8 protein-coding genes are annotated in these 19,782 nt (G+C 69.8%); 7 read left to right on the top strand and 1 reads right to left on the bottom strand.

The genetic code is table 11. The annotated features are described in order from the left end of the window. The first annotated feature begins 171 nt into the window (after nucleotides 1-171). The 7 genes from RCP38_RS19480 (at nucleotide 172) to RCP38_RS19450 (ending at nucleotide 19,159) form a co-directional block, all read left to right on the top strand. Nucleotides 172-1,149 (top strand): PE-PPE domain-containing protein, encoded by a 978-nt coding sequence (locus tag RCP38_RS19480; RefSeq protein WP_308474536.1) that lies wholly within the window; start codon nucleotides 172-174, stop codon nucleotides 1,147-1,149. 99 nt (nucleotides 1,150-1,248) lie between these two features. Further along, a complete protein-coding gene (locus RCP38_RS19475) occupies nucleotides 1,249-2,226 on the top strand; it encodes a PE-PPE domain-containing protein (protein WP_308474535.1) in 978 nt (325 codons plus the stop codon). A gap of 58 nt (nucleotides 2,227-2,284) precedes the next feature. After that, nucleotides 2,285-2,626, top strand: a complete 342-nt coding sequence (locus tag RCP38_RS19470; protein ID WP_308474534.1) for an ArsR/SmtB family transcription factor — start codon at nucleotides 2,285-2,287, stop codon at nucleotides 2,624-2,626. A 3-nt stretch (nucleotides 2,627-2,629) separates the two neighbouring features. Then, complete coding sequence (locus tag RCP38_RS19465; protein ID WP_308474533.1) at nucleotides 2,630-3,115, top strand: SRPBCC family protein; 486 nt, start codon at nucleotides 2,630-2,632, stop codon at nucleotides 3,113-3,115. Nucleotides 3,116-3,224: 109 nt separating this feature from the next. Beyond that, on the top strand, nucleotides 3,225-4,856 hold the full coding sequence (locus RCP38_RS19460; protein ID WP_308474532.1) for a PfaD family polyunsaturated fatty acid/polyketide biosynthesis protein: 1,632 nt from the start codon (nucleotides 3,225-3,227) through the stop codon (nucleotides 4,854-4,856). A 269-nt stretch (nucleotides 4,857-5,125) separates the two neighbouring features. After that, on the top strand, nucleotides 5,126-11,917 hold the full coding sequence (locus RCP38_RS19455; protein WP_308474531.1) for an SDR family NAD(P)-dependent oxidoreductase: 6,792 nt from the start codon (nucleotides 5,126-5,128) through the stop codon (nucleotides 11,915-11,917). A gap of 21 nt (nucleotides 11,918-11,938) precedes the next feature. Next, nucleotides 11,939-19,159: a beta-ketoacyl synthase N-terminal-like domain-containing protein gene (locus RCP38_RS19450; RefSeq protein WP_308474530.1), complete on the top strand. Its 7,221-nt coding sequence runs from the start codon at nucleotides 11,939-11,941 to the stop codon at nucleotides 19,157-19,159. Here RCP38_RS19450 and RCP38_RS19445 read toward each other — a convergent pair. Then, complete coding sequence (locus RCP38_RS19445; RefSeq protein WP_308474529.1) at nucleotides 19,156-19,668, bottom strand: TetR/AcrR family transcriptional regulator; 513 nt, start codon at nucleotides 19,666-19,668, stop codon at nucleotides 19,156-19,158. The two genes, RCP38_RS19450 and RCP38_RS19445, sit on opposite strands and share 4 nt — an antisense overlap. Nucleotides 19,669-19,782: the final 114 nt, after the last annotated feature.

Below are 19,782 nucleotides of genomic sequence, written 5' to 3'. Positions count from 1 at the left end.
TACCGCGACGACGACGGCGATCGTCCCCAGCGCCGGTCGAAAGGGGGCGATCCGGGACCGCGAGTGCTCTTTTCGCAGGTGAATCCATTGACCTGCCGCGGCGATGCTGCCAGCATGGGCGGCGACGTGCTCTTGGCTTGTTCATATATATAGGACCGGGGAGTAGTCCGAATGAACCTACGACGAGTGCTCGCGCCGTTCGCCGCCGCCGGCGTGATCGCCACCGGCATCGTGGGAACTCCGCTGGTTCATCCGGTGCACGCGGATGTCGCGCTGCTCGCCGACACCGCGATCATCGTCGGCGGGACCATGTTGACCACCCCCTCGGCGGCGTTCGCGCACACCGTGGCGGACCTCTTTCTGGAGCCGCTGGGCTTCGACGCCGGCGATGACCCGGGCGTGTGCGGGGTCGGCACCGGTGGCTGCGACGACGCGCTGCGGGTGCTGACCGCGCCGCAGCTCATCCTGCAGGGGCACAGCAGTTTCGCGGGGGCGGCCGAGATCGTGCGCGCGGTGCACGCCGAGCTCGACGCCAACCCCGACACCTACGACGCGGACAACCCACTGTGGATCTTCGGCTACTCCCAGGGCGCCACCGCCGGTTCGATCGCGATGGCCCAACTCGCCCACGACGGCATCGACGCGGACCTGCTGCATTTCGTGTTCATCGGAAACCCGTCCGGGGCCGACGGTCGCTGGCCGCACACCGAAGGTGAGTATTCGCCGACCAACGACGACTCGATGCTCTACGGCAATCAGACGCCCAACGACGCCTTCACCACCACCGTCTACACCTTCCCCGGGGACCCGGTCGCCGAGCACGACTCGCCCTCCGTGTTCGGTCGGTTCTGGGAGCACGTCATGTATCTGGGGCTGACCGACGAGCAGGTCGCCGACCACACGGTCAGCACCGACGGCCTGATCACCAACATCGACATCTCCGGTGACATCGATCCGTTCCGTGCCTGGTTCACCGCGTTGACCAGCGGCGGACTGATCGAAAGCGGCGTGCTGGAGGGCCTGTTCAATTCCGTCGTGGAGATGATCTATGCCGCCTTCGGCAGGATCGAGGAGTTCTTCACCGACTGGATGGGCATCGACTGGGGCGGGGTCGAAGAGACCCTGGACGTCTGGTTCCCACTGGACTGACCCGGTGGCGTGGGCGTTGACCTGCTGGTAACGCGACTGCCACTATGAGCACTTCACGTTCTCTCGTTGAGTTCTTACATAACTATCAGGGGTGTTCGGATGGACGTAACAAAGGCTTTCGCGCCGATCGCCGCGGTGGGCGTCGTCGCCGCCGGTATCGCCGGAACTCCGGTCGTCGCGAAGACGCACGCCGATCTGACGCTGCTCGCCGACACCGCGATCTTCGTGGGCGGAACCATGCTGACCACGCCGTCGGCGACCTTCGCCCACACCGCCGCCGACCTGTACCTCAAGCCGTTGGGCTTCGACGAGGGCGACGACGCCACCGTGTGCGTGATCGGCAGTGCCGGTTGCGATTCCGCGCTGCAGGTGCTGACCACGCCGGAACTGTTCATGCAGGGGCACAGCGCCTTCGCCGGCGCGGCCGAGATCGTGCGCGCGGTGCACGCCGAACTCGAGGCCAACCCCGACACCTACGACGCGGACAACCCGCTGTGGATCTTCGGCTACTCCCAGGGCGCTACCGCCGGTTCGATCGCGATGGCCCAGCTCGCCCACGAGGGCATCGACCCGCAATCCCTGCACTTCGTGTTCATCGGCAATCCCAACGGTGAATACGGCGTCTGGTCGGACCCGGCGGGCGCCTCGACCACCGCCGACCTCTACGGGATGCTCAACGGTTTCCAGACCCCGAACGACGCGTTCACCACCACCGTCTACGCCTTCCCCGGCGACCCCGTCGCCGACTACCGGTCGGAATCGGATCTGGGCCTGTTCTGGGAACACGTCATGTATCTGGGGCTGACCCCCGAAGAGGTCGCCAATCAGACGTTCAGCACCGACGGCATGATCACCAACATCGACATCTCCGACGACATCGATCCGTTCACCACCTGGTTCACCGCGATCACCAGCGGCGGCTTGATCGACAGCGGCGTCTGGGTGGGCCTGTTCAACTCCATCGTCGAGGTCATCTACAGCGGCTTCGACAAGATCGAGGAGTTCTTCACCGACTGGATGGGCATCGACTGGGGCGGGGTCGAAGACACCCTCGACGTCTGGTTCCCGGCGGTCTGAGCTGAACCGAGCCGACCGACCTTGACAATCTACAACCAAGTGGTTGTACGATTGCTCGGTGATCAAGCTCGATGACGACGCGGTGGACGCCCTGTTCCACGCGCTGGCCGACCGCACCCGGCGCGACATCATGCGTCGGGTGCTGACCGGCGAGCACTCGGTAACGGAGCTCGCGGTCAACTACGAGATGAGCTTCGCAGCGGTGCAGAAGCACGTCGCGGTGTTGGAGAAATCCGGCCTGGTCACCAAACGTCGCCGCGGCCGTGAGCAATTGGCCAGCGGTGACGTCGCGGCCGTACGTTCGGTGGCGTCCATGCTCGCTGAGCTGGAACAGGTTTGGCGCGGTCGCATCGCCCGGATAGACCAACTCATCTCGTCTGAGGAGACCAAGGAGGACTGACCCATGCCCGTCATCGATGTACAACACGACATCGACGCCTTGACCTTGACTATCACCGCCGACTTCGCCGCGCCGGTCCAGCGGATCTGGCAGATCTATGCCGATCCTCGTCAGCTGGAAAAGATATGGGGACCACCGACTTTCCCCGCAACCGTGGTCGACCACGATTTCACGTCCGGTGGTCGCACCAATTACTTCATGACCGGCCCGGCCGGTGAGAGGTACGCCGGATACTGGCAGACCATCGCCGTCGACGAGCCGCGGAGCTTCACTTTCGACGATGGGTTCGCCGATCTGGACTTCAACCCGGATCCGGGGATGCCGACCTCTAGAAACGTCTATACCTTCACCGAGCACGACGGCGGAACCCGCGCGACGTACGTGAGCACGTTCGCGTCCGCCGCGGACCTTCAGAAGGTGTTGGAGATGGGCGTGGTGGAAGGCGCCAGTTCGGCGTTGAACCAGATCGACACACTGGTCGGCCGCTGAACCGCGGCGCCAAAACGCCGCTGTTCCGTCACGCCCGGGCGGTGCGTCGGATCCCCCCATGAGAAACTCTCGGGGTTTTACCCGGTTGATGCGTCGAGAGGAACCGACAGTGAACGAGCCACGTGGCGTCGTACTGGACCAGCGGACTGGCGCGGGCCCGGGATGGCGCGCCACCACCGCGTTCTCGCCGCACGACATCGCCGACGTTCTGGCCGACATCCGCCGGCCCGTCCACGTGGTGCGCGAGACCGCCACCGGAATGCTGGGCCTGGCCACCGGCGGCGAATTCGTCGACGCCGGCGACTCGGGGATGTCGCTGGTCGGCACCCTGCCGCCGATCTACCCCGAATGGCTCGGCGACCGCGAGTTCTGCGAGGCACACGGTGTGCGCTTCCCCTATGTCACCGGCGCGATGGCGAACGGAATCGCCACCCCGGCCCTGGTGATCGCGATGGCCGAAGCCGGGATGCTGGGCTTCTTCGGCGCCGGCGGGCTGTCCTTCGAGGCGGTGCAGCGCGGGCTCGACGAGATCCAGGCCGCACTCGCCGACCGCCCCGGGCTGGCCTGGGGCGCCAACCTCATCCACTCACCCACCGAGGTCTCCCTGGAGACGCGGGTCGCCGAGTTGTTCATCGCGCGCGGCGTCCCGGTGATCGAAGCCTCGGCGTTCATGAAGCTGACACCCGCGGTGGTGCACTGCGCGTTGGCGGGACTGACCACCGATCCGGCCGGCAACATCGTGCGCCGCCGCCGGGTGATGGCCAAGGTGTCGCGGCCCGAGATCGCCCGGATGTTCATGGAGCCGGCCCCGGCCGCACTGGTGGCGGGCCTGGTCGCCGCCGGCAAGCTGACCGAGCGGGAAGCCGACCTGGCGCGCTACGTCCCGGTCGCCGACGACATCACCGTCGAATCCGACAGCGGCGGGCACACCGACAACCGGCCGCTGCCCGCGCTGTTCGCCGAGATCGCCATGCTGCGCGACACCCTGGCCGACCAGCACGCCCTCGACCGCCGGGTGCGGGTGGGTGCCGCCGGCGGACTCGGGACTCCGCAGGCGGTCGCCGGTGCGTTCGCGATGGGCGCGGCCTACGTGCTGACCGGCTCGGTCAACCAGGCCTGCGTGGAGTCGGGCCTGTCGGCACCCGGGCGCGCCATGCTCGCCAAAGCCGGGATCGCCGACGTGATGATGGCGCCGGCCTCGGACATGTTCGAGATGGGCGTCAACCTGCAGGTGCTCAAGCGGGGCACGATGTTCGCCCCGCGCGGCAAGAAGCTCTACGAGTGGTACGCCGGCAGCCCCGACCTGGCGACCGTGGTCGCCCAGCACGGCCCCGAGCTGGAGAAGATCCTGGGCCGCACCGTCGCCGAGGTGTGGGCGGACACCCAGCGTTACTGGCAACAGCGCGACCCCGGTGTGCTCGAGCAGGCCGGCCGGGATCCCAAATTCCAGATGGCGCTGGTGTTCCGCTGGTACCTCGGCCAGTCCAGCCGATGGGCCATCGAAGGTCTGCCCGAGCGGGTCCTGGACTACCAGATCTGGTGTGGCCCGGCGATGGGGTCGTTCAACAGCTGGGTCGCCGACAGCTATCTCGAGCCGTGCGAGAACCGGCGGGCGGTGCAGGTTGCGCTGAATCTGCTGGAAGGGGCCGCCCGGGTGAGCCGGGCCGGCGCCGCTCGCGCCTGCGGGGTGCCGGTGCCGGCGAAGGCGTTTGCCTACCGCCCCCAGCCGCTGGCGCTCTAACGCCACGGCGCTCCTCCGGGGACGGGCCCGGCGACGTCGCCCTTGCTGTCAGACGGCTGGGAAGCCTGGGTTACAGTGACGGCTGCCCGTGTAACGATGTGACGAATCGGACCTGCTCTCGCCCGATGTGACGATAACGACAGTTCTGATAAGGTCCGGAAAGTTTGACCATTCGGGCTATTGAGTGAAAACCCATTCACTTCCCAAGCCTTAGACGGCCAAACCTAGGCTTCCTATATAGCCTATCTAAGCCGTTACTAAGGAGATCCGTGGTAGCCAAGCACCCACCTGTCGCAGTCGTCGGCGTCAGCGCACTGTTTCCCGGGTCTCCCGAAGCGGAGCGGTTCTGGCGCAACATCGTCGAGGGTGCCGACCTGTTCTCCGACGTTCCTGAGACCCACTGGCGGCCCGAGGACTACTTCGACGCGGACCCCCGCACCCCCGACAAGGTCTACGCCACCCGTGGCGGCTTCCTGCCGCCCGTCGACTTCGCACCGATGGACTTCGGGATCCCCCCGAACGTGGTGCCCGCCACCGACACCGCCCAACTGCTGGCGCTGCGGGTCGCCCAGCAGGTGCTGGAGGACTTTGCCGGCGGCGACATCTCCGGTATCGATCGCGAACGGATCAGCGTGGTGCTGGGCGCCTCCGGCGGCACCGAGATGTCGGGATACATGAGCGGCCGCCTGCACCGGCCGATCTGGGAACGGGGACTGCGCGCCGCCGGCCTGACCGACGACGAACTGACCGCGTTCAGCGACAGCGTCGCATCGGGCTACACGCCCTGGCAGGAGAACACCTTCCCGGGCCTGCTCGGCAACGTCATCGCCGGCCGGATCGCCAACCGCTTCGACCTCGGCGGCACCAACTGTGTCGTCGACGCCGCGTGCGCCAGTTCGCTGGCCGCCATCGAGATCGCCCTGCACGAGCTGTACCTGCGGGAAGCCGACATGGTGATCGCCGGCGGCGTCGACGCCTTCAACGACATCTTCATGTTCATGTGCTTCGCCAAGGTCACCGCGCTGTCGCGCACCGGGGACTGCCGGCCGTTCTCCGACCAGTCCGACGGCACCATGCTCGGCGAGGGCATCTCGATGCTGGCGCTCAAGCGCCTCGACGACGCCGAGCGCGACGGCGACCGGATCTACGCGGTGATCCGCGGCATCGGCACCTCATCGGACGGCCGGGCCAAGAGCATCTACGCCCCGAGCCCCGACGGCCAGGCCAAGGCCCTGCGCCGCGCCTACGACGCCGCCGGTTACGGCCCGGAGACCGTCGGCCTGGTCGAAGCGCACGGCACCGGCACCAAGGCCGGCGACGTCGCCGAGTTCACCGCGCTGCGCCGGGTGTTCGACGAGTCCGGCCGCACCGACCGGCAATGGTGTGCGGTGGGGTCGGTCAAGTCCCAGGTCGGCCACACCAAGGGTGCGGCCGGGGCCTGCGGCTTGTTCAAGACCGTGATGGCCCTGCACCACAAGGTGCTGCCGCCCACCATCAAGATCGACCGGCCCAACCCCGGCCTCGAGATCGAGTCGTCGCCGTTCTACCTGTCGACGGCGACCAAACCGTGGATCGCCGAGCAGAACGTGCCGCGCCGCGCCGCGGTCAGCGCGTTCGGCTTCGGCGGCACGAACTTCCACATCACCCTCGAGGAGTACGCGGGCGTCGGCAACCACGCCCAGCGCTTCCGGTCCTGGGACTCGGAGCTGATCGTGCTGGGCGCCGACTCCGCGACAGCGCTCTCCGCCCGGGCCGCCGAGCTCGCCGCCTCCCTGGTCGACGCACCCGACATGCTCGCCTACGCCGCCCGCAGCACCCAGTCGGCCTACGACGCCGCCCACCCGCACCGCCTGGCCGTGGTCGCCACCGGTGTGGAGAACCTGCGCGCCCTGCTCGGGGAGGCCGCCGAGAAGCTCGCCGCCCCCGGAGTCGAGGCGTCCTTCAACTCGCCCAGGGGCTACTACTACTCCAGCCGCGCCGCCGGACCGGTCGCGCTGCTCTTTCCCGGCCAGGGCAGCCAGTACGTCGGCATGGGCGCCGACATCCCGCAGTTGCACGAGCCCGCGTTGGCGCCCTGGGAGACCGCCCGCGCCGGGCTGCTCAACGCCGACCGCGACCTGCACCAGGTGGTGTGGCCCAAGACGGCGTTCACCGAAGAGGACCGGGCGGCGCAGTCCGCCGAGCTGACCAAGACCGAATGGGCCCAGCCGGGCATCGGCGCGCACAGCCTGAGCCTGCTGTCGGTGGTCCGCTCCCTGGGCATCACCCCGGCCGCGGTCGGTGGACACAGCTTCGGCGAGGTCACTGCGCTGTGTGCCGCGGGCGTCTTCGGCGACGACGCCGCGCTGCTCATCGCCCGCGCCCGCGGTGCCCTGATGGCCCAGGCCGCCGCCAGCAGCGACGGCGCGATGTGCGCGGTGACCGCCTCCGCCGAGGACGTCACCCGGCTGCTGGGCGAGTGGGGCCTGCCGGTGGTGATCGCCAACCACAACGCCCCCAACCAGGTGGTGCTCTCCGGCGACCGCGCGGCCGTCGCCGACGCCGCGCAACGGTTCACCGCCGCGGGCCACAACGCCCGCCTGCTCGACGTCGCCACCGCCTTCCACTCCGAGATCGTCAGCGCGGCGGCCACGCCGTTCGGCGCCTACCTGGCCGGGATCCCGTTCGGGGTGCCGCAGGTGCCGGTCTACGCCAACGCGACCGCGGCGCCCTACACCGGCTCCGCCGAGCAGATGCAGGCAACCCTGGCCAACCAGATCGCCCAGCCGGTGCGCTTCGTCGAGCAGGTCCAGGCGATGTGGGCGGCCGGCGCCCGGACCTTCATCGAGGTGGGACCGGGCAGCGTGCTCACCAACCTGGTCGGCAAGTGCCTGGCCGGCCAGGACCATGTCGCGGTCGCGCTGGACGCCAAGGGCCGCAACGGGATCCGCTCACTGTGGCTGGGGCTGGCGCAACTGGCCGCCGCCGGCGTCCCGATGAACTTCGAGGCGCTGTGGGCCGACTACCGCCACGGTGACGACCCGCGCACCCGCCAGGCACCCAAGCTGCTGCTCAAGCTCAACGGCACCAACTACGGACGGCCCGACATCCACCGGGAACCGGTGGACCGGTCGGCCGAGAAATCAACCCCCCGCAGTGACCACAACGGCCACGCGACTGTAACGGAGTCAACGATGACACCAACCGATCCACTCGTCCCGACGGCGAACGGACTACCGGCGCCGATCCCCACGCACGTTCCGATGCCGGTTCAGCCCGCCGCGGTTCCCATGGTCACCTCCCCGTTGATGTCGGGACCGGGTGCCGAGATGGTGACGCACATGGTCGGCGCGCTGGGCAGCATGCAGCAGACCATCGCCCACCTGCAGGGACTGCTGCAGACGCTGGTGTCCAACACCGGCATGATGCCGATGCCGGTCACCCAGATGACCGTCCCCGGCGCCCCGGTGGTGGTGCCGGCACAGCCGGTGCCCGCCCCGCCGACGCCCTATGGCGCGACCCCGATCCCGACGTCCATTCCGGCACCACCGCCGCCGCCGGCACCGCCGGCCGCCCCCAGTGCGCCGGTGATGCCCGCACCGCCGGCCGCGGCACCGGCGCCCGCACCGGTCGCGACCATGCCGGCCCCGCCGGTGGCGGCACCCGTCGCGGCTGCGGCGCCTGCGCCGGCTCCGGTTGTGGTGGCGCCTGCGCCGGTTGCCGCTGCTGCTCCGGCTGTTGCTCCTGCTGCGGTGGCGGGGGTGGATCTGGTGGGTGACATGTTGGCGGTGGTGGCCGACAAGACGGGTTATCCGGTGGAGATGCTGGATCTGTCGATGGCGCTTGAGGCGGATCTGGGGATTGATTCGATCAAGCGGGTGGAGATTTTGTCGGCGGTGCAGGATCGGGTGCCGTCGTTGCCGGAGGTGGATACCGCGACGATGGCGGCGTTGGTGACGCTGCGCGAGATCGTCGACTATCTGCAGTCGTTGATGGGGCCGGTGGCGGCGCCTGTCGCGGCTGCGGCGCCCGCGCCCGCGCCCGCGCCTGCGCCGGCTCCGGTTGTGGTGGCGCCTGCGCCGGTTGCCGCTGCTGCTCCGGTTGCCGCTCCTGCTGCGGTGGGGGTGGATCTGGTGGGTGACATGTTGGCGGTGGTGGCCGACAAGACGGGTTATCCGGTGGAGATGCTGGATCTGTCGATGGCGCTTGAGGCGGATCTGGGGATTGATTCGATCAAGCGGGTGGAGATTTTGTCGGCGGTGCAGGATCGGGTGCCGTCGTTGCCGGAGGTGGATACCGCGACGATGGCGGCGTTGGTGACGCTGCGCGAGATCGTCGACTATCTGCAGTCGTTGATGGGGCCGGTGGCGGCGCCTGTCGCGGCTGCAGCGCCCGCGCCCGCGCCCGCGCCTGCGCCGGCTCCGGTTGTGGTGGCGCCTGCGCCGGTTGCCGCTGCTGCTCCGGCTGCTGCTCCTGCTGTGGCGGGGGTGGATCTGGTGGGTGACATGTTGGCGGTGGTGGCCGACAAGACGGGTTATCCGGTGGAGATGCTGGATCTGTCGATGGCGCTTGAGGCGGATCTGGGGATTGATTCGATCAAGCGGGTGGAGATTTTGTCGGCGGTGCAGGATCGGGTGCCGTCGTTGCCGGAGGTGGATACCGCGACGATGGCGGCGTTGGTGACGCTGCGCGAGATCGTCGACTATCTACAGTCCCTGATCGGCTCACCACCACCAAACCTGTTGGCGACCAACGGATCATCGGCAGGTGATCGCGCCCCTTTTGAGTTGGCCGGAGCGGAGGTGGCGCGCTACACGGTTAGCGCCACCGCCGCTCCGGTAAGCGGAATGGGCATGCCCGGCCTCTACACCGCCAAGACCGTAGAGATCGTGACCGCGCCGGCCGCCCCGGCCGACTTGGCCGCCACCGGCGACGCCCTGGCCGCGGTGCTGCGCAGCAACGGCATCCGCGCCGCGGTGGTCCCCGCCCCGAGCCCCGCCGCCGAGGCGGTCGTGCATCTGGGCGGACTGCGGCGAACCGCCGACCGGGAACAGGCGCTGGCCCTCAACCGGGAACTGTTCGCCGACACCCAGCACATCGCCGCGCAGTTCGCCGAACGCGGCGGCGTCTTCGTCACCGTCCAGGACACCGGCGGCACGTTCGGCCTGCTCACCGACCCGGGCACACGCGCCTGGTCGGGCGGCATCGGCGCACTGGCCAAGACCGCCGCCCAGGAGTGGACCAGCGCGCAGGTCAAGGCCATCGACCTCGCCGGCGGGCACCGCTCACCGGCGACCGTCGCCGAGCAGATCGCCGACGAGATCCTCGCCGGCGGACCGGAACTCGAAGTGGGCCTGGGTAGTTCGCACGGCCGCATCACCCTCGTCGCGAACGCGCAACAGGTCACCACCGGAACCCGGCGGATCGGCCCGCAGGACGTGATCGTGGTCTCCGGCGGCGCCCGCGGCGTGACCGCCGGATCGGTGATCGCCCTCGCGCAGCAGACCGGGGCGGCGTTCGTGCTGATCGGCCGTACCGAACTCAGCGAGGAGCCGGCCGAGACCCACGGGCTGACCACCGACGCCGAACTCAAACGCGCGCTGCTCGGCAGCGCCGCCGCGCAAGGCCTGAAAGTCACCCCGAAACAGCTGGAACAGCAGGCCCAGCGCATCCTGGCCGACCGTGAGGTCCGCGCCACGCTGGCCGCGCTGACCGCAGCCGGCTCCCGGGTGCGCTACGCCGCCGCCGACGTCCGCGACGCGGCGCAGTTGACGGCGCTGCTCGACGGCGTCCGCAACGACTTCGGCCCCATCACCGGACTGGTGCACGGCGCCGGAGTGCTCGCCGACGCACCGCTGCACAAGAAGACGCTGGACGGCTTCGACCGGGTCTTCGAAACCAAGGTCGGCGGACTGTGCGCCCTGCTGGACGCGACCGCCGGCGATGCCCTCAAGATGATCTGCCTGTTCTCCTCGGTGGCCGCCCGCAGCGGCAACGTCGGGCAGAGCGACTACGCGATGGCCAACGAGATCCTCAACAAGGTGGCGCTGGCCGAGCAGGCCCGCCGTGGACCGTCCTGCCTGGTGCGGGCCCTGGGCTGGGGCCCGTGGGATTCCGGCATGGTCACTCCCGGACTCAAGGCGATGTTCGAGTCCCGCGGCATCTCGCTGATCCCGCTCGCCGACGGCGCCCGCGCATTCGTCGCCGAGATCCTCGACGGCGACACCGCCCATCCCGAGGTGACGCTCGGCGACGGGGTGCTGGCCGGCCTGCCGACGCACCCGATTCCGCCGGAGGGCCGCAGTGCACGGGTCCTGGCGCACGTGACGCGCCAGCCCTACCTGCTCGATCACCGAGTGCAGGGCAATGTGGTGCTGCCCGTGGTGCAGGCACTCGAATGGTTCGTGCGGATGGCGCAGGCATGCCGGCCCGGCTACCACGCCGAACGGATCGTCGACCTCAAGGTGCTGCGCGGCGTCACCCTGCCCGCGTTCGAGAAGCACGGCAACCCGCTGCTGGTGCGCTGCGTGCCCTGCGACGAGCGTCCCGAACAGCTCACGCTGACCCTGTCCGACCTCGACGGGTCCACGACGTACTACTCGGCGAGACTCGAGATGCGTTCGGAGACCACCGACATCCCGGCTGCCCCGGACGCGGTCACCGGGGGACACGCTCTCGACCACGACGCCTGCTACCGCGGCGGGGCGCTGTTCCACGGCCCCGCGTTCGCCGTGCTCGACAGCGTCGACTGCGCCCAGACCACCGCCACCGCCGAACTGTCCGGGCTCTTAGCCGTCGGCTGGGCGGGAGAGGGCTGGGCGACCGACCCCGCCGCGCTCGACGGCTGCCTGCAGGCGGCCCTGGTATGGAGCTACGAACTGTTGGGGCGCAACGTGTTACCGCTGCGCATCGGCGAGATCATCCGCTACCGTTCCGGTGCGCTGGGCACCGGGCTGCGGTGCGTGCTCACGGCCGGTGACGCCAAGACCAGCCGGGCCGTCTGCGACCTGGATCTGCTCGACGCCGACGGCCGGCCGGTGGCCGCCCTCAAGCGACTCGAGCTGTACCCGTACGGCAGCTGACTTTACGGCGGTTGATTCCAAGTGACGTTTGATCCCATCGCGATCGTCGGGCAGGGCTGTGTGCTGCCCGGCGGCCTGAACCCCGCTGAACTGTGGACCACCGTCCGCGACGGACGCGACGCACTGCGGGCGGTCGAACCGGACCACTGGGGCGTCACCCCGGCACGCGTGCTCTGCGACCCGGCCGACCCACCCGAGTTCGACCACACCTGGTCGGACCGGGGCGGCTACGTCCGCGGCTTCGACGGCGTCTTCGACCCGCGCGGGCTGCTGCTGGCCGCCGAGGACCTCGCCGGCCTCGACCCGCTCTACACGTGGGGAGTGGAAGCGGCCCGGCAGGCCCTCGACAGCGCCGGTTGGCGGATCGGCGAACTGCCCGGTGCCGCCGGCATCGTCTTGGGCAACCTCGGCTATCCCACGAAGGGCATGACCGACTTCGCCGAAACCGTCTGGCGCGGCGAAGAACCCGCCACCGATGCGCGCAATCGATTCATGTCGGGGCTGCCGGCGCATCTGATCGCGCAGGCCCTGGGCCTGACCGGCGGCGCCGCCGCACTCGACGCCGCCTGCGCCTCGTCGCTGTACGCGATCAAACTGGCCTGCGACCGCCTGCACGACCGCACCGCCGACATCATGTTCGCCGGCGGCGTCAACGGCGCCGGCGATCTGCTGCTGCACGTCGGCTTCACCGCCCTGCAGGCGTTGAGCCGCACCGGCCGATCCCGGCCCTTCAACAACGGCGCCGACGGACTGGTCCCCGCCGAGGGCGCGGCCATCCTGGCACTGCGGCGACTCGACGACGCCGTCACCGACGGCGATCCCATCCTGGGCGTCATCCGCGGGGTGGGACTGAGCAACGACGGCCGCGGACACGGCTTCCTGGTGCCCTCCCAGGACGGGCAGGAACGCGCGATGCGGCTGGCCTACCAGATGGCCGGCCTGTCACCGGCCGACATCTCCCTGATCGAATGCCACGCCACCGGCACCTCGCGCGGCGACCTGACCGAACTGATGAGCATGGCGCGGATCTTCACCGGGCTGCACGACATCCCGGTCGGATCGCTGAAATCCAATCTGGGCCACTCGATCACCGCCTCCGGCGCGGCGGGAGCCATCAAAGTCCTCGCCGCGATGCGGGCCGGCGTCCGGCCCCCGACGCTGCACGCCGAGGATCCGCTGCCGTTCCTGGCCGACTCGCCCTTCCGGGTGCTCGCCGCCGCCGAACCCTGGGACTGCGACGGACCGCGCCGGGCCGCCGTCAACAACTTCGGCTTCGGCGGCAACAACGCCCATCTGCTGCTCGAAGAATGGGCCGGCGACCGCCCCGCCGCGCCCTACGCGCCGGTCGCCACCCCCCACCCGGAACCGGAGATCGCCGTCGTCGGGCTCAGCGTTCTCCTCGGCGACGGACACGACACCGCCTCCGTCGCCCGGCATCTGAGCACCCGGCAACCGATCCCCACCCGGACCGAGGACGGCCAACTCGGTGCCCGGATGTCGACGATCAGCCTCGATCTGACCCAGACCCGCTTCCCGCCCGCCGACCTCAAACAAACCCAGCCGCAGCAACTGGCCCTGCTCGGCGCGGCCCTCGACGTCGGGCAACAGCTCAAGAACCTGCCCGCCGACACCACCGCCGTCATCGTCGGCATGGGCTGCGACGCCGAGGTCGCCCGCTTCGGGCTGCGCTGGCGACTGGCCGACGACTTCGACGATCCCGACCGGCTCACCCGGGCCCGCGACAGCGTCGTGCAGGGCTGGACCGCCGCCGGCGTGGTGGGCGCCATGCCCAACATCGTGGCGAACCGCCTCAACAGCCAATTCGACCTGCGCGGACCGAGTTTCACGGTCTCGCGCGAGCAACTGTCCGGCACCACCGCACTGGAGCTGGCCGCCCGCGCACTGCGGCGCGGCGAGATCGACGCGGCCGTCGTGGGCGCGGTGGATCTCAGCTGCGAACCGGTGCACCGCAGCGCGGCGCGCACCCTGCTGGCCGCCGAGGAACAGACCGCCGGTGACGCCGCGGTGGTGCTCGTGCTCAAACGGGCCGACGACGCCCGCCGCGACGGCGACACCGTCTACGCGACCCTGGCCGCCGACCCGACGCCGACCGACGACTGTCTGCACCTGGGTACCGCTCCCGGCGCGGTCGATCTGTCCGAACTGCTCGGGCACGCCCACGCCGCATCCGGGCTGTTGCACGTCGCCGCCGGCGTGCTCTACGCCGCCCACGGCATCCGGCCCGACGGCCGGGCCTGGACCGGCGAACAACGCCACGTCGCCGTCGACCTCACCGCGCCGGCCGGCCAGCGCCAGCGCATCGTGCTGAGCTCGGCGGCCACCGCCGCCCAAGCCGCGGCGCTGCTGGCACCCGGTGCCGTCGACACCGGCGGCAAGGCCATCCGGCTGCAATTCCCCGCACACCTGCCCGACGTCCGACTTCCCCGGCGAACAGCGGCGCCATGCCCGACCCCCACCGAGCACCTGGAGCGATTCATGGCAACACAACTCCCGATACCGCCGACGTTGGCAACGGTCGCGGAGTCGCTGGCCCGGCCGCCGCTCGGCGCCGCCGCGATCACGCCGCAGCCCGAAACACGAGCTGCGACAGCGCCTTCAGCCGGCTCCAGTAAGGCCATCCAACCGGTCAAGCCGGCCGGCAAGACGGTCCCCGCACCCACCGTCAAGCGGCAACCGGTCGGACTGCAGCTCGACAAGGACGGCCTGCGCGTGCACGCCTCGGGCAACATCTCCGAGATCTTCGGACCGGCCTTCGCCGAGCAGGACCACTATGCCCGCCAGGTGCGCATGCCCGAACCGCCGCTGCTGCTGGCGGACCGGCTGCTGGGCATCGACGCCGAACCCGCCCAGCACGGCACCGGAACCCTGTGGACCGAGACCGACGTCACCGCCGACTCCTGGTGGCTGCAACAGGGCCGGATGCCCGCCGGGATCATGATCGAAAGCGGCCAGGCCGACCTGATGCTCATCTCCTGGATGGGCGCGGACCTGCTCAACAAGGGGGAGCGGGTCTATCGACTGCTGGGCTGCGAGGTCACCTACCTGGGCGGTCTGCCCGAAATCGGCGACACCCTGCGCTTCGACATCCACGTCGACGGACACGCCCGCCAGGGCGACGTCAGGCTGTTCTTCTTCCACTACGACTGCACCATCGACGGCGTCGAGCGGATGTCCATGCGCAACGGCCAGGCCGGGTTCTTCACCGACGAGGAACTCGCCGCCTCCGGCGGGGTGCTGTGGCGCCCGGAAGACGAGACGGTCACCGGACCGATGGAGGCCACCCCCGCCCAGACCGCCCGCACCTCGCTGCAGCGCGCCGACCTGGAGGCGATGGCTGCCGGCGAGATCTGGCGGACCTTCGGCGCCGGATTCGAACTGGCCGCCAGCCACACCCGTACGCCGAAGATCCACGGCGGCGACATGCTCTTCGTCGACGAGGTCACCGACCTCGACTTCACCGGCGGCCCGTGGGGCCGCGGCTATCTGCGGGCCGTCGCGCCGGTGACACCCGAGAACTGCTTCTTCGCCGGGCATTTCAAGAACGATCCGTGCATGCCCGGCACCCTGATGTACGAGGCGACCATGCAGACCATGGCGATCTACATGACCGCCCTGGGCATGACGCTGGACTGCGACGGCTGGCGTTTCGAACCGGTGCCGTTCGAGACCTACAAGCTGCGCTGCCGCGGACAGGTCACCCCGACCTCCCGCGAGGTGGTCTACGAGGTGTTCGTCCGCGAGGTGATCGCCGGACCCGAGCCGACCCTCTTCGCCGACCTGCTCTGCACCGTCGACGGCCTGCCCGCCTTCCACTGCGCCCGGATGGGCCTGAAGCTCTCCCCGGGCTGGCCGATGGACCTCGGGGTGAAGGAACTCGAGGGCTACGTCGAGCCCAAGCCGGTCGCCGAGGTCAACGGATTCCGCTACGACTACCAGGCCATGCTCGCCAGTGCCATCGCCAAACCCTCGATGGCGTTCGGCCCGCAGTTCGAGAAGTTCGACTCGCCCCGCAAGGCGGCCCGGCTGCCCGGCCCGCCGTATCACTTCATGTCCCGGGTCACCGACCTGACCGGCGAGCCCGGCGTGATGCAGGCCGGCGCCGACGTGGTGGTGGAGTACGACGTTCCCGCCGACGCCTGGTACTTCGCCGAGAACGGGGCCGCGGGCGGCCACGAGACCATGCCCAACGCGGTGCTCATGGAGGTCGCCCTGCAGCCCTGCGGTTGGCTCGCCAGCTACGTCGGCTGCCCGCTGCAAGGCGACGCCGACCTGTTCTTCCGCAACCTCGACGGCACCGGAACCCAGCACCGCGAAGTCACCCCGGCGACCGGAACCCTGCGGATCAGGGTGTCGCTGAAGAGCGTCGCGCAGGCCGCCGGCACCATCATCGTCAGCTTCGACGGTGAGATCACCTGCGACCAGGGATCGGTGTACACCTTCGACACCGTTTTCGGCTACTTCAAACGGGAGGCCCTGCGCAACCAGGTGGGCCTGCCGGTCTCCGACGAACAGCGCGCCTCCCTGACCGTCGCCAGCGCCGCTCCGCAGGTGGACCTGTCCACTCGGCCCGCCGAATTCTTCGGCGCCGGTGCACGATTGGCCGACCCGATGCTGCTGATGGTCGACCGGGTCACCGGCCGCTGGCGCACCGGCGGCGCCGCCGGGCTGGGGCAGTGGCGCGGCGTCAAGGACGTCGACCCCGGCGAGTGGTACTTCAAGGCGCACTTCTTCCAGGACCCGGTCCAGCCGGGGTCGCTCGGCATCGAGATGATGCTGCAACTGCTGCAGTTCGGCATGCTCGACCTCGGACTGGGCGAGGAGGCCGGCCCGGCGGCACGCTTCGAACCGGCGGCGCTGCACGAGGCCATGACCTGGCGGTACCGCGGCCAGATCGTCCCGACCAACAAACTGATCACCGCCCAGGTGGAGATCACCCGGATCGACCGCGAACACGGCGGCATCCTGGCGGTCGCCGAGGCATCGCTGTGGGTGGACGACAAACGGATCTACACCGCGAGCAACCTGGGCATGCGGATCGTCGCCGGGGAGCAGCGGTCGCCGGTCGCCACCGGATCGACCGCCACGCATGCCCCGGCGCCGGCGCCCGCGCCCGCACCGGTCGCGGTCGCCGAACCCGCGGTGATGGACGTCGCCCTGGACCCGGCCGTCGATGCCTGGATCCTCGATCACTGCCCGACCTATGTCATCCCGTCCCTGCCGATGATGTCGGTGATGGACCTGTTCGCGCAGGCCGCGGTGCAGGCGTCGGGCGGCGCCAAGGTCGTCGAGATCACCGACGTGCAGATGGTGCGCTGGGTCGTGGTCGACACCGCGAAGCGGCTGCGGGTGGTGCTCGACCCGGCGCCGGAAGCCGGACGTTTCACCGGGCGCCTGGAGGTGTGGCGCGACGCGCCGCGGGCGGAGTTGTCCCGCTGGGAGATTCACGCCCACGCCGTGGTCGTCACCGCCGCCGCCTACTCCGGTGAACCGGAACCCCCTGCGCCGCTGGCGGATCCGGTGCCCTACGCCGACCCCTATGACGGGACGGTGTTCCACGGGCCGGCGTTCGCGACGCTGACCGACGGCGCCCGGATCGGCCGCAACGGGTCGTCGGGCAGTTTGGCGATCGACCGCTGCGCGGTGCCGGCCGGCGCGCTGCAGCCGGGCCTGCTCGACGGGGCCCTGCACGTGGTACCGCACACCGCGATGAGCGTATGGACCTCTGCGGCCGCCGATCCGGCGTCGTATGCGCAGGCACTCGATCCCGACGTCGGGTTCCCCCGGCGCATCCTGTCCGCACGGTTCTACGCCGACACCCCGGCGCAGGGCACCGTCGACGTCGAAGCCCGCTTCGTCGGGTTCGACGACGACGAGGGCCGGATGCCGACGTTCGACCTGTGGCTCAGTGTCGGCGGCACGCCGTGGGCGCGCATCCGGATGGCCGAGTTCCTGCTGAGCAAGGGACCGCTGGCGCAGGTCGGGGGACCGGAACGCCGGGCGTTCATGGCCCAGCGGCGCCCGGTTCCCGGACTGTCGCTGAGCGAACGGCTCGACCGGGGCGTGCTGGCGCTCGACAGCGCCCGGATGGCGACCCTGGACTGGTTCAAGGGCACCCTGCAGGCGGTCTACGACGTGACCGGCCACGGCGATGCGCTGATGGTCGAGATCGCGACCAAGGAAGCCGTTGCCGACGCCGTGCACAACGTCGTGCACCCGTCGCAGGTCCACGTCGTCGACGGCCGGGTGAGCTGCCCGGCGCTCCCGTTGGAGCGGATCAGCACCGAGGTGCAGATCCCGGGTCCGGGCGTCTGCCGGGTCAGCGCGACTGCCGTCACCGATTGGGAACCGGTCCGCGCCTGGTGGACCGCCGGTGCCGGGATGCCCGACGGCTGGTTCGGCGAACTGGCGCTGGGGGCGGTGCTGTCGCGCTACGTGCGGCACGTGGTGGTCACCGATCCCGCCGCGCTGGCCGCCGTCCGCGGCCGCCCGGTGCTGCTGCTGGCCAATCACCAGGTGCAGGTCGAGTCCCTGCTGGGCACCACGATCGGATCGTGGCTCACCGGCACCAAGGTCGTCACCATCGGCCACGCCAAGCATGAAACCGGTTGGGTCGGAAACCTGTTGGGGATGATCGACACCGCGGCCGGCAAGGAACTGGGGCACCTGCGCTATTTCGACCAGCGGCAGCCGCAGGAGTTCCTGCGCCTGGTCGACGACCTCAAACGTGAGGTCAGCTGTGCGGGCATCTCGGTGATGGTGCACGCCGACGGGACCCGCAGTGTCAGTTCGCGCCAGCGGGTCGAACGGCTGACCTCCACCCTGCTGGACATGGCGATCGCGATGGACATGCCGATCCTTCCGGTGTACTTCGCCGGGGGCCTGCCCGAAGAACCGTTGCCGCACAAGCTCGAAGTGCCCTACGGCCATACCGCACAGGACTACATCTTCGGCCGTCCCATCCTGCCGTCCGAACTCGCCGACCGGCCCTACGCCGAATTGCGGCGCTATGTGATGGACGCCATCAACGGGCTCGCCCCGTTCAGTGACGCACCGAACCCGCCCAACCCCGAGGTGCAGCGCCGTATCGCCGCGGCGGCACCGGATGCGGAACCGCTGGAGTCGGTGTGGCTGTGCATCGAGGACGCCCTGGACGCCCTGCCCGTCGACTGGCGGACCATGATCGCCGAGACCGAATGGGAGACGGCAAGCGCGGCAACCTAATCCGGCGGGGTTCGGTGGTGTCGGGGGGCGAGGGCGTCGAGCAGCCCCTGCAACAGGCGGTCCAGTCGCGCTTCGTCGTCGACCAGCGGGCTGCCCGTCACGAAGCCCATCATCACGCCGTGGACCAGGGTCAGCAGCGCGGTCGTCTGCTCGTCGACCACGGCGGGATCGGGGGGCTCGGATCCGGCATACCAGTGCGTGACGATGGTGCGGGCCAGTTGCCGCATCAGATCGGTGGCGGCTTGCATGGTTGCGCGTAGCTCCGGGTCCCGGCCGGCCTGCAGAGCCAGCTCGTAGCGGGCTTTGGAGCGGGTGAGATAGGGCTCGGTCGCCGAGAGCAGCACGATCTTGGCGAACCCCGCGGTGCCGGCCAGCGGACCGTCCGGGTCACGCAGGGCGTCGACGACGGCCGTCAAGTCGGCCACGTCGAGTTCGGTCATCCGCGCCGCGATGCCGTGGAGCAGGGCCTTGCGGGTGCGGAAGTGCACCGACGTCGTACCGGGCGGCACCCCGGCATGCTGGTCGACCTTCGGGTGGCTCAGCCCCCGGTCCCCGTTCCTGCCGAGCAGCTCGATCGCCGCGTCGCACAGTTCGCGCCGCCGCTGCTGGGGATTGGGTTTCCG

This window comes from Mycolicibacter sp. MU0083 (assembly GCF_963378075.1).
GTDB classification, from domain to species: Bacteria; Actinomycetota; Actinomycetes; order Mycobacteriales; family Mycobacteriaceae; genus Mycobacterium; species Mycobacterium kokjensenii.
The sequence above is the reverse complement of the archived record's forward strand: the minus strand, read 5'-3'. Positions and strand labels throughout refer to the sequence as shown.

Coding starts and splice junctions, on each gene's coding strand:
- RCP38_RS19465 (WP_308474533.1), top strand. CDS start 2,630: ATGCCCGTCATCGATGTACAACACGACATCGACGCCTTGACCTTGACT.
- RCP38_RS19475 (WP_308474535.1), top strand. CDS start 1,249: ATGGACGTAACAAAGGCTTTCGCGCCGATCGCCGCGGTGGGCGTCGTC.
- RCP38_RS19480 (WP_308474536.1), top strand. CDS start 172: ATGAACCTACGACGAGTGCTCGCGCCGTTCGCCGCCGCCGGCGTGATC.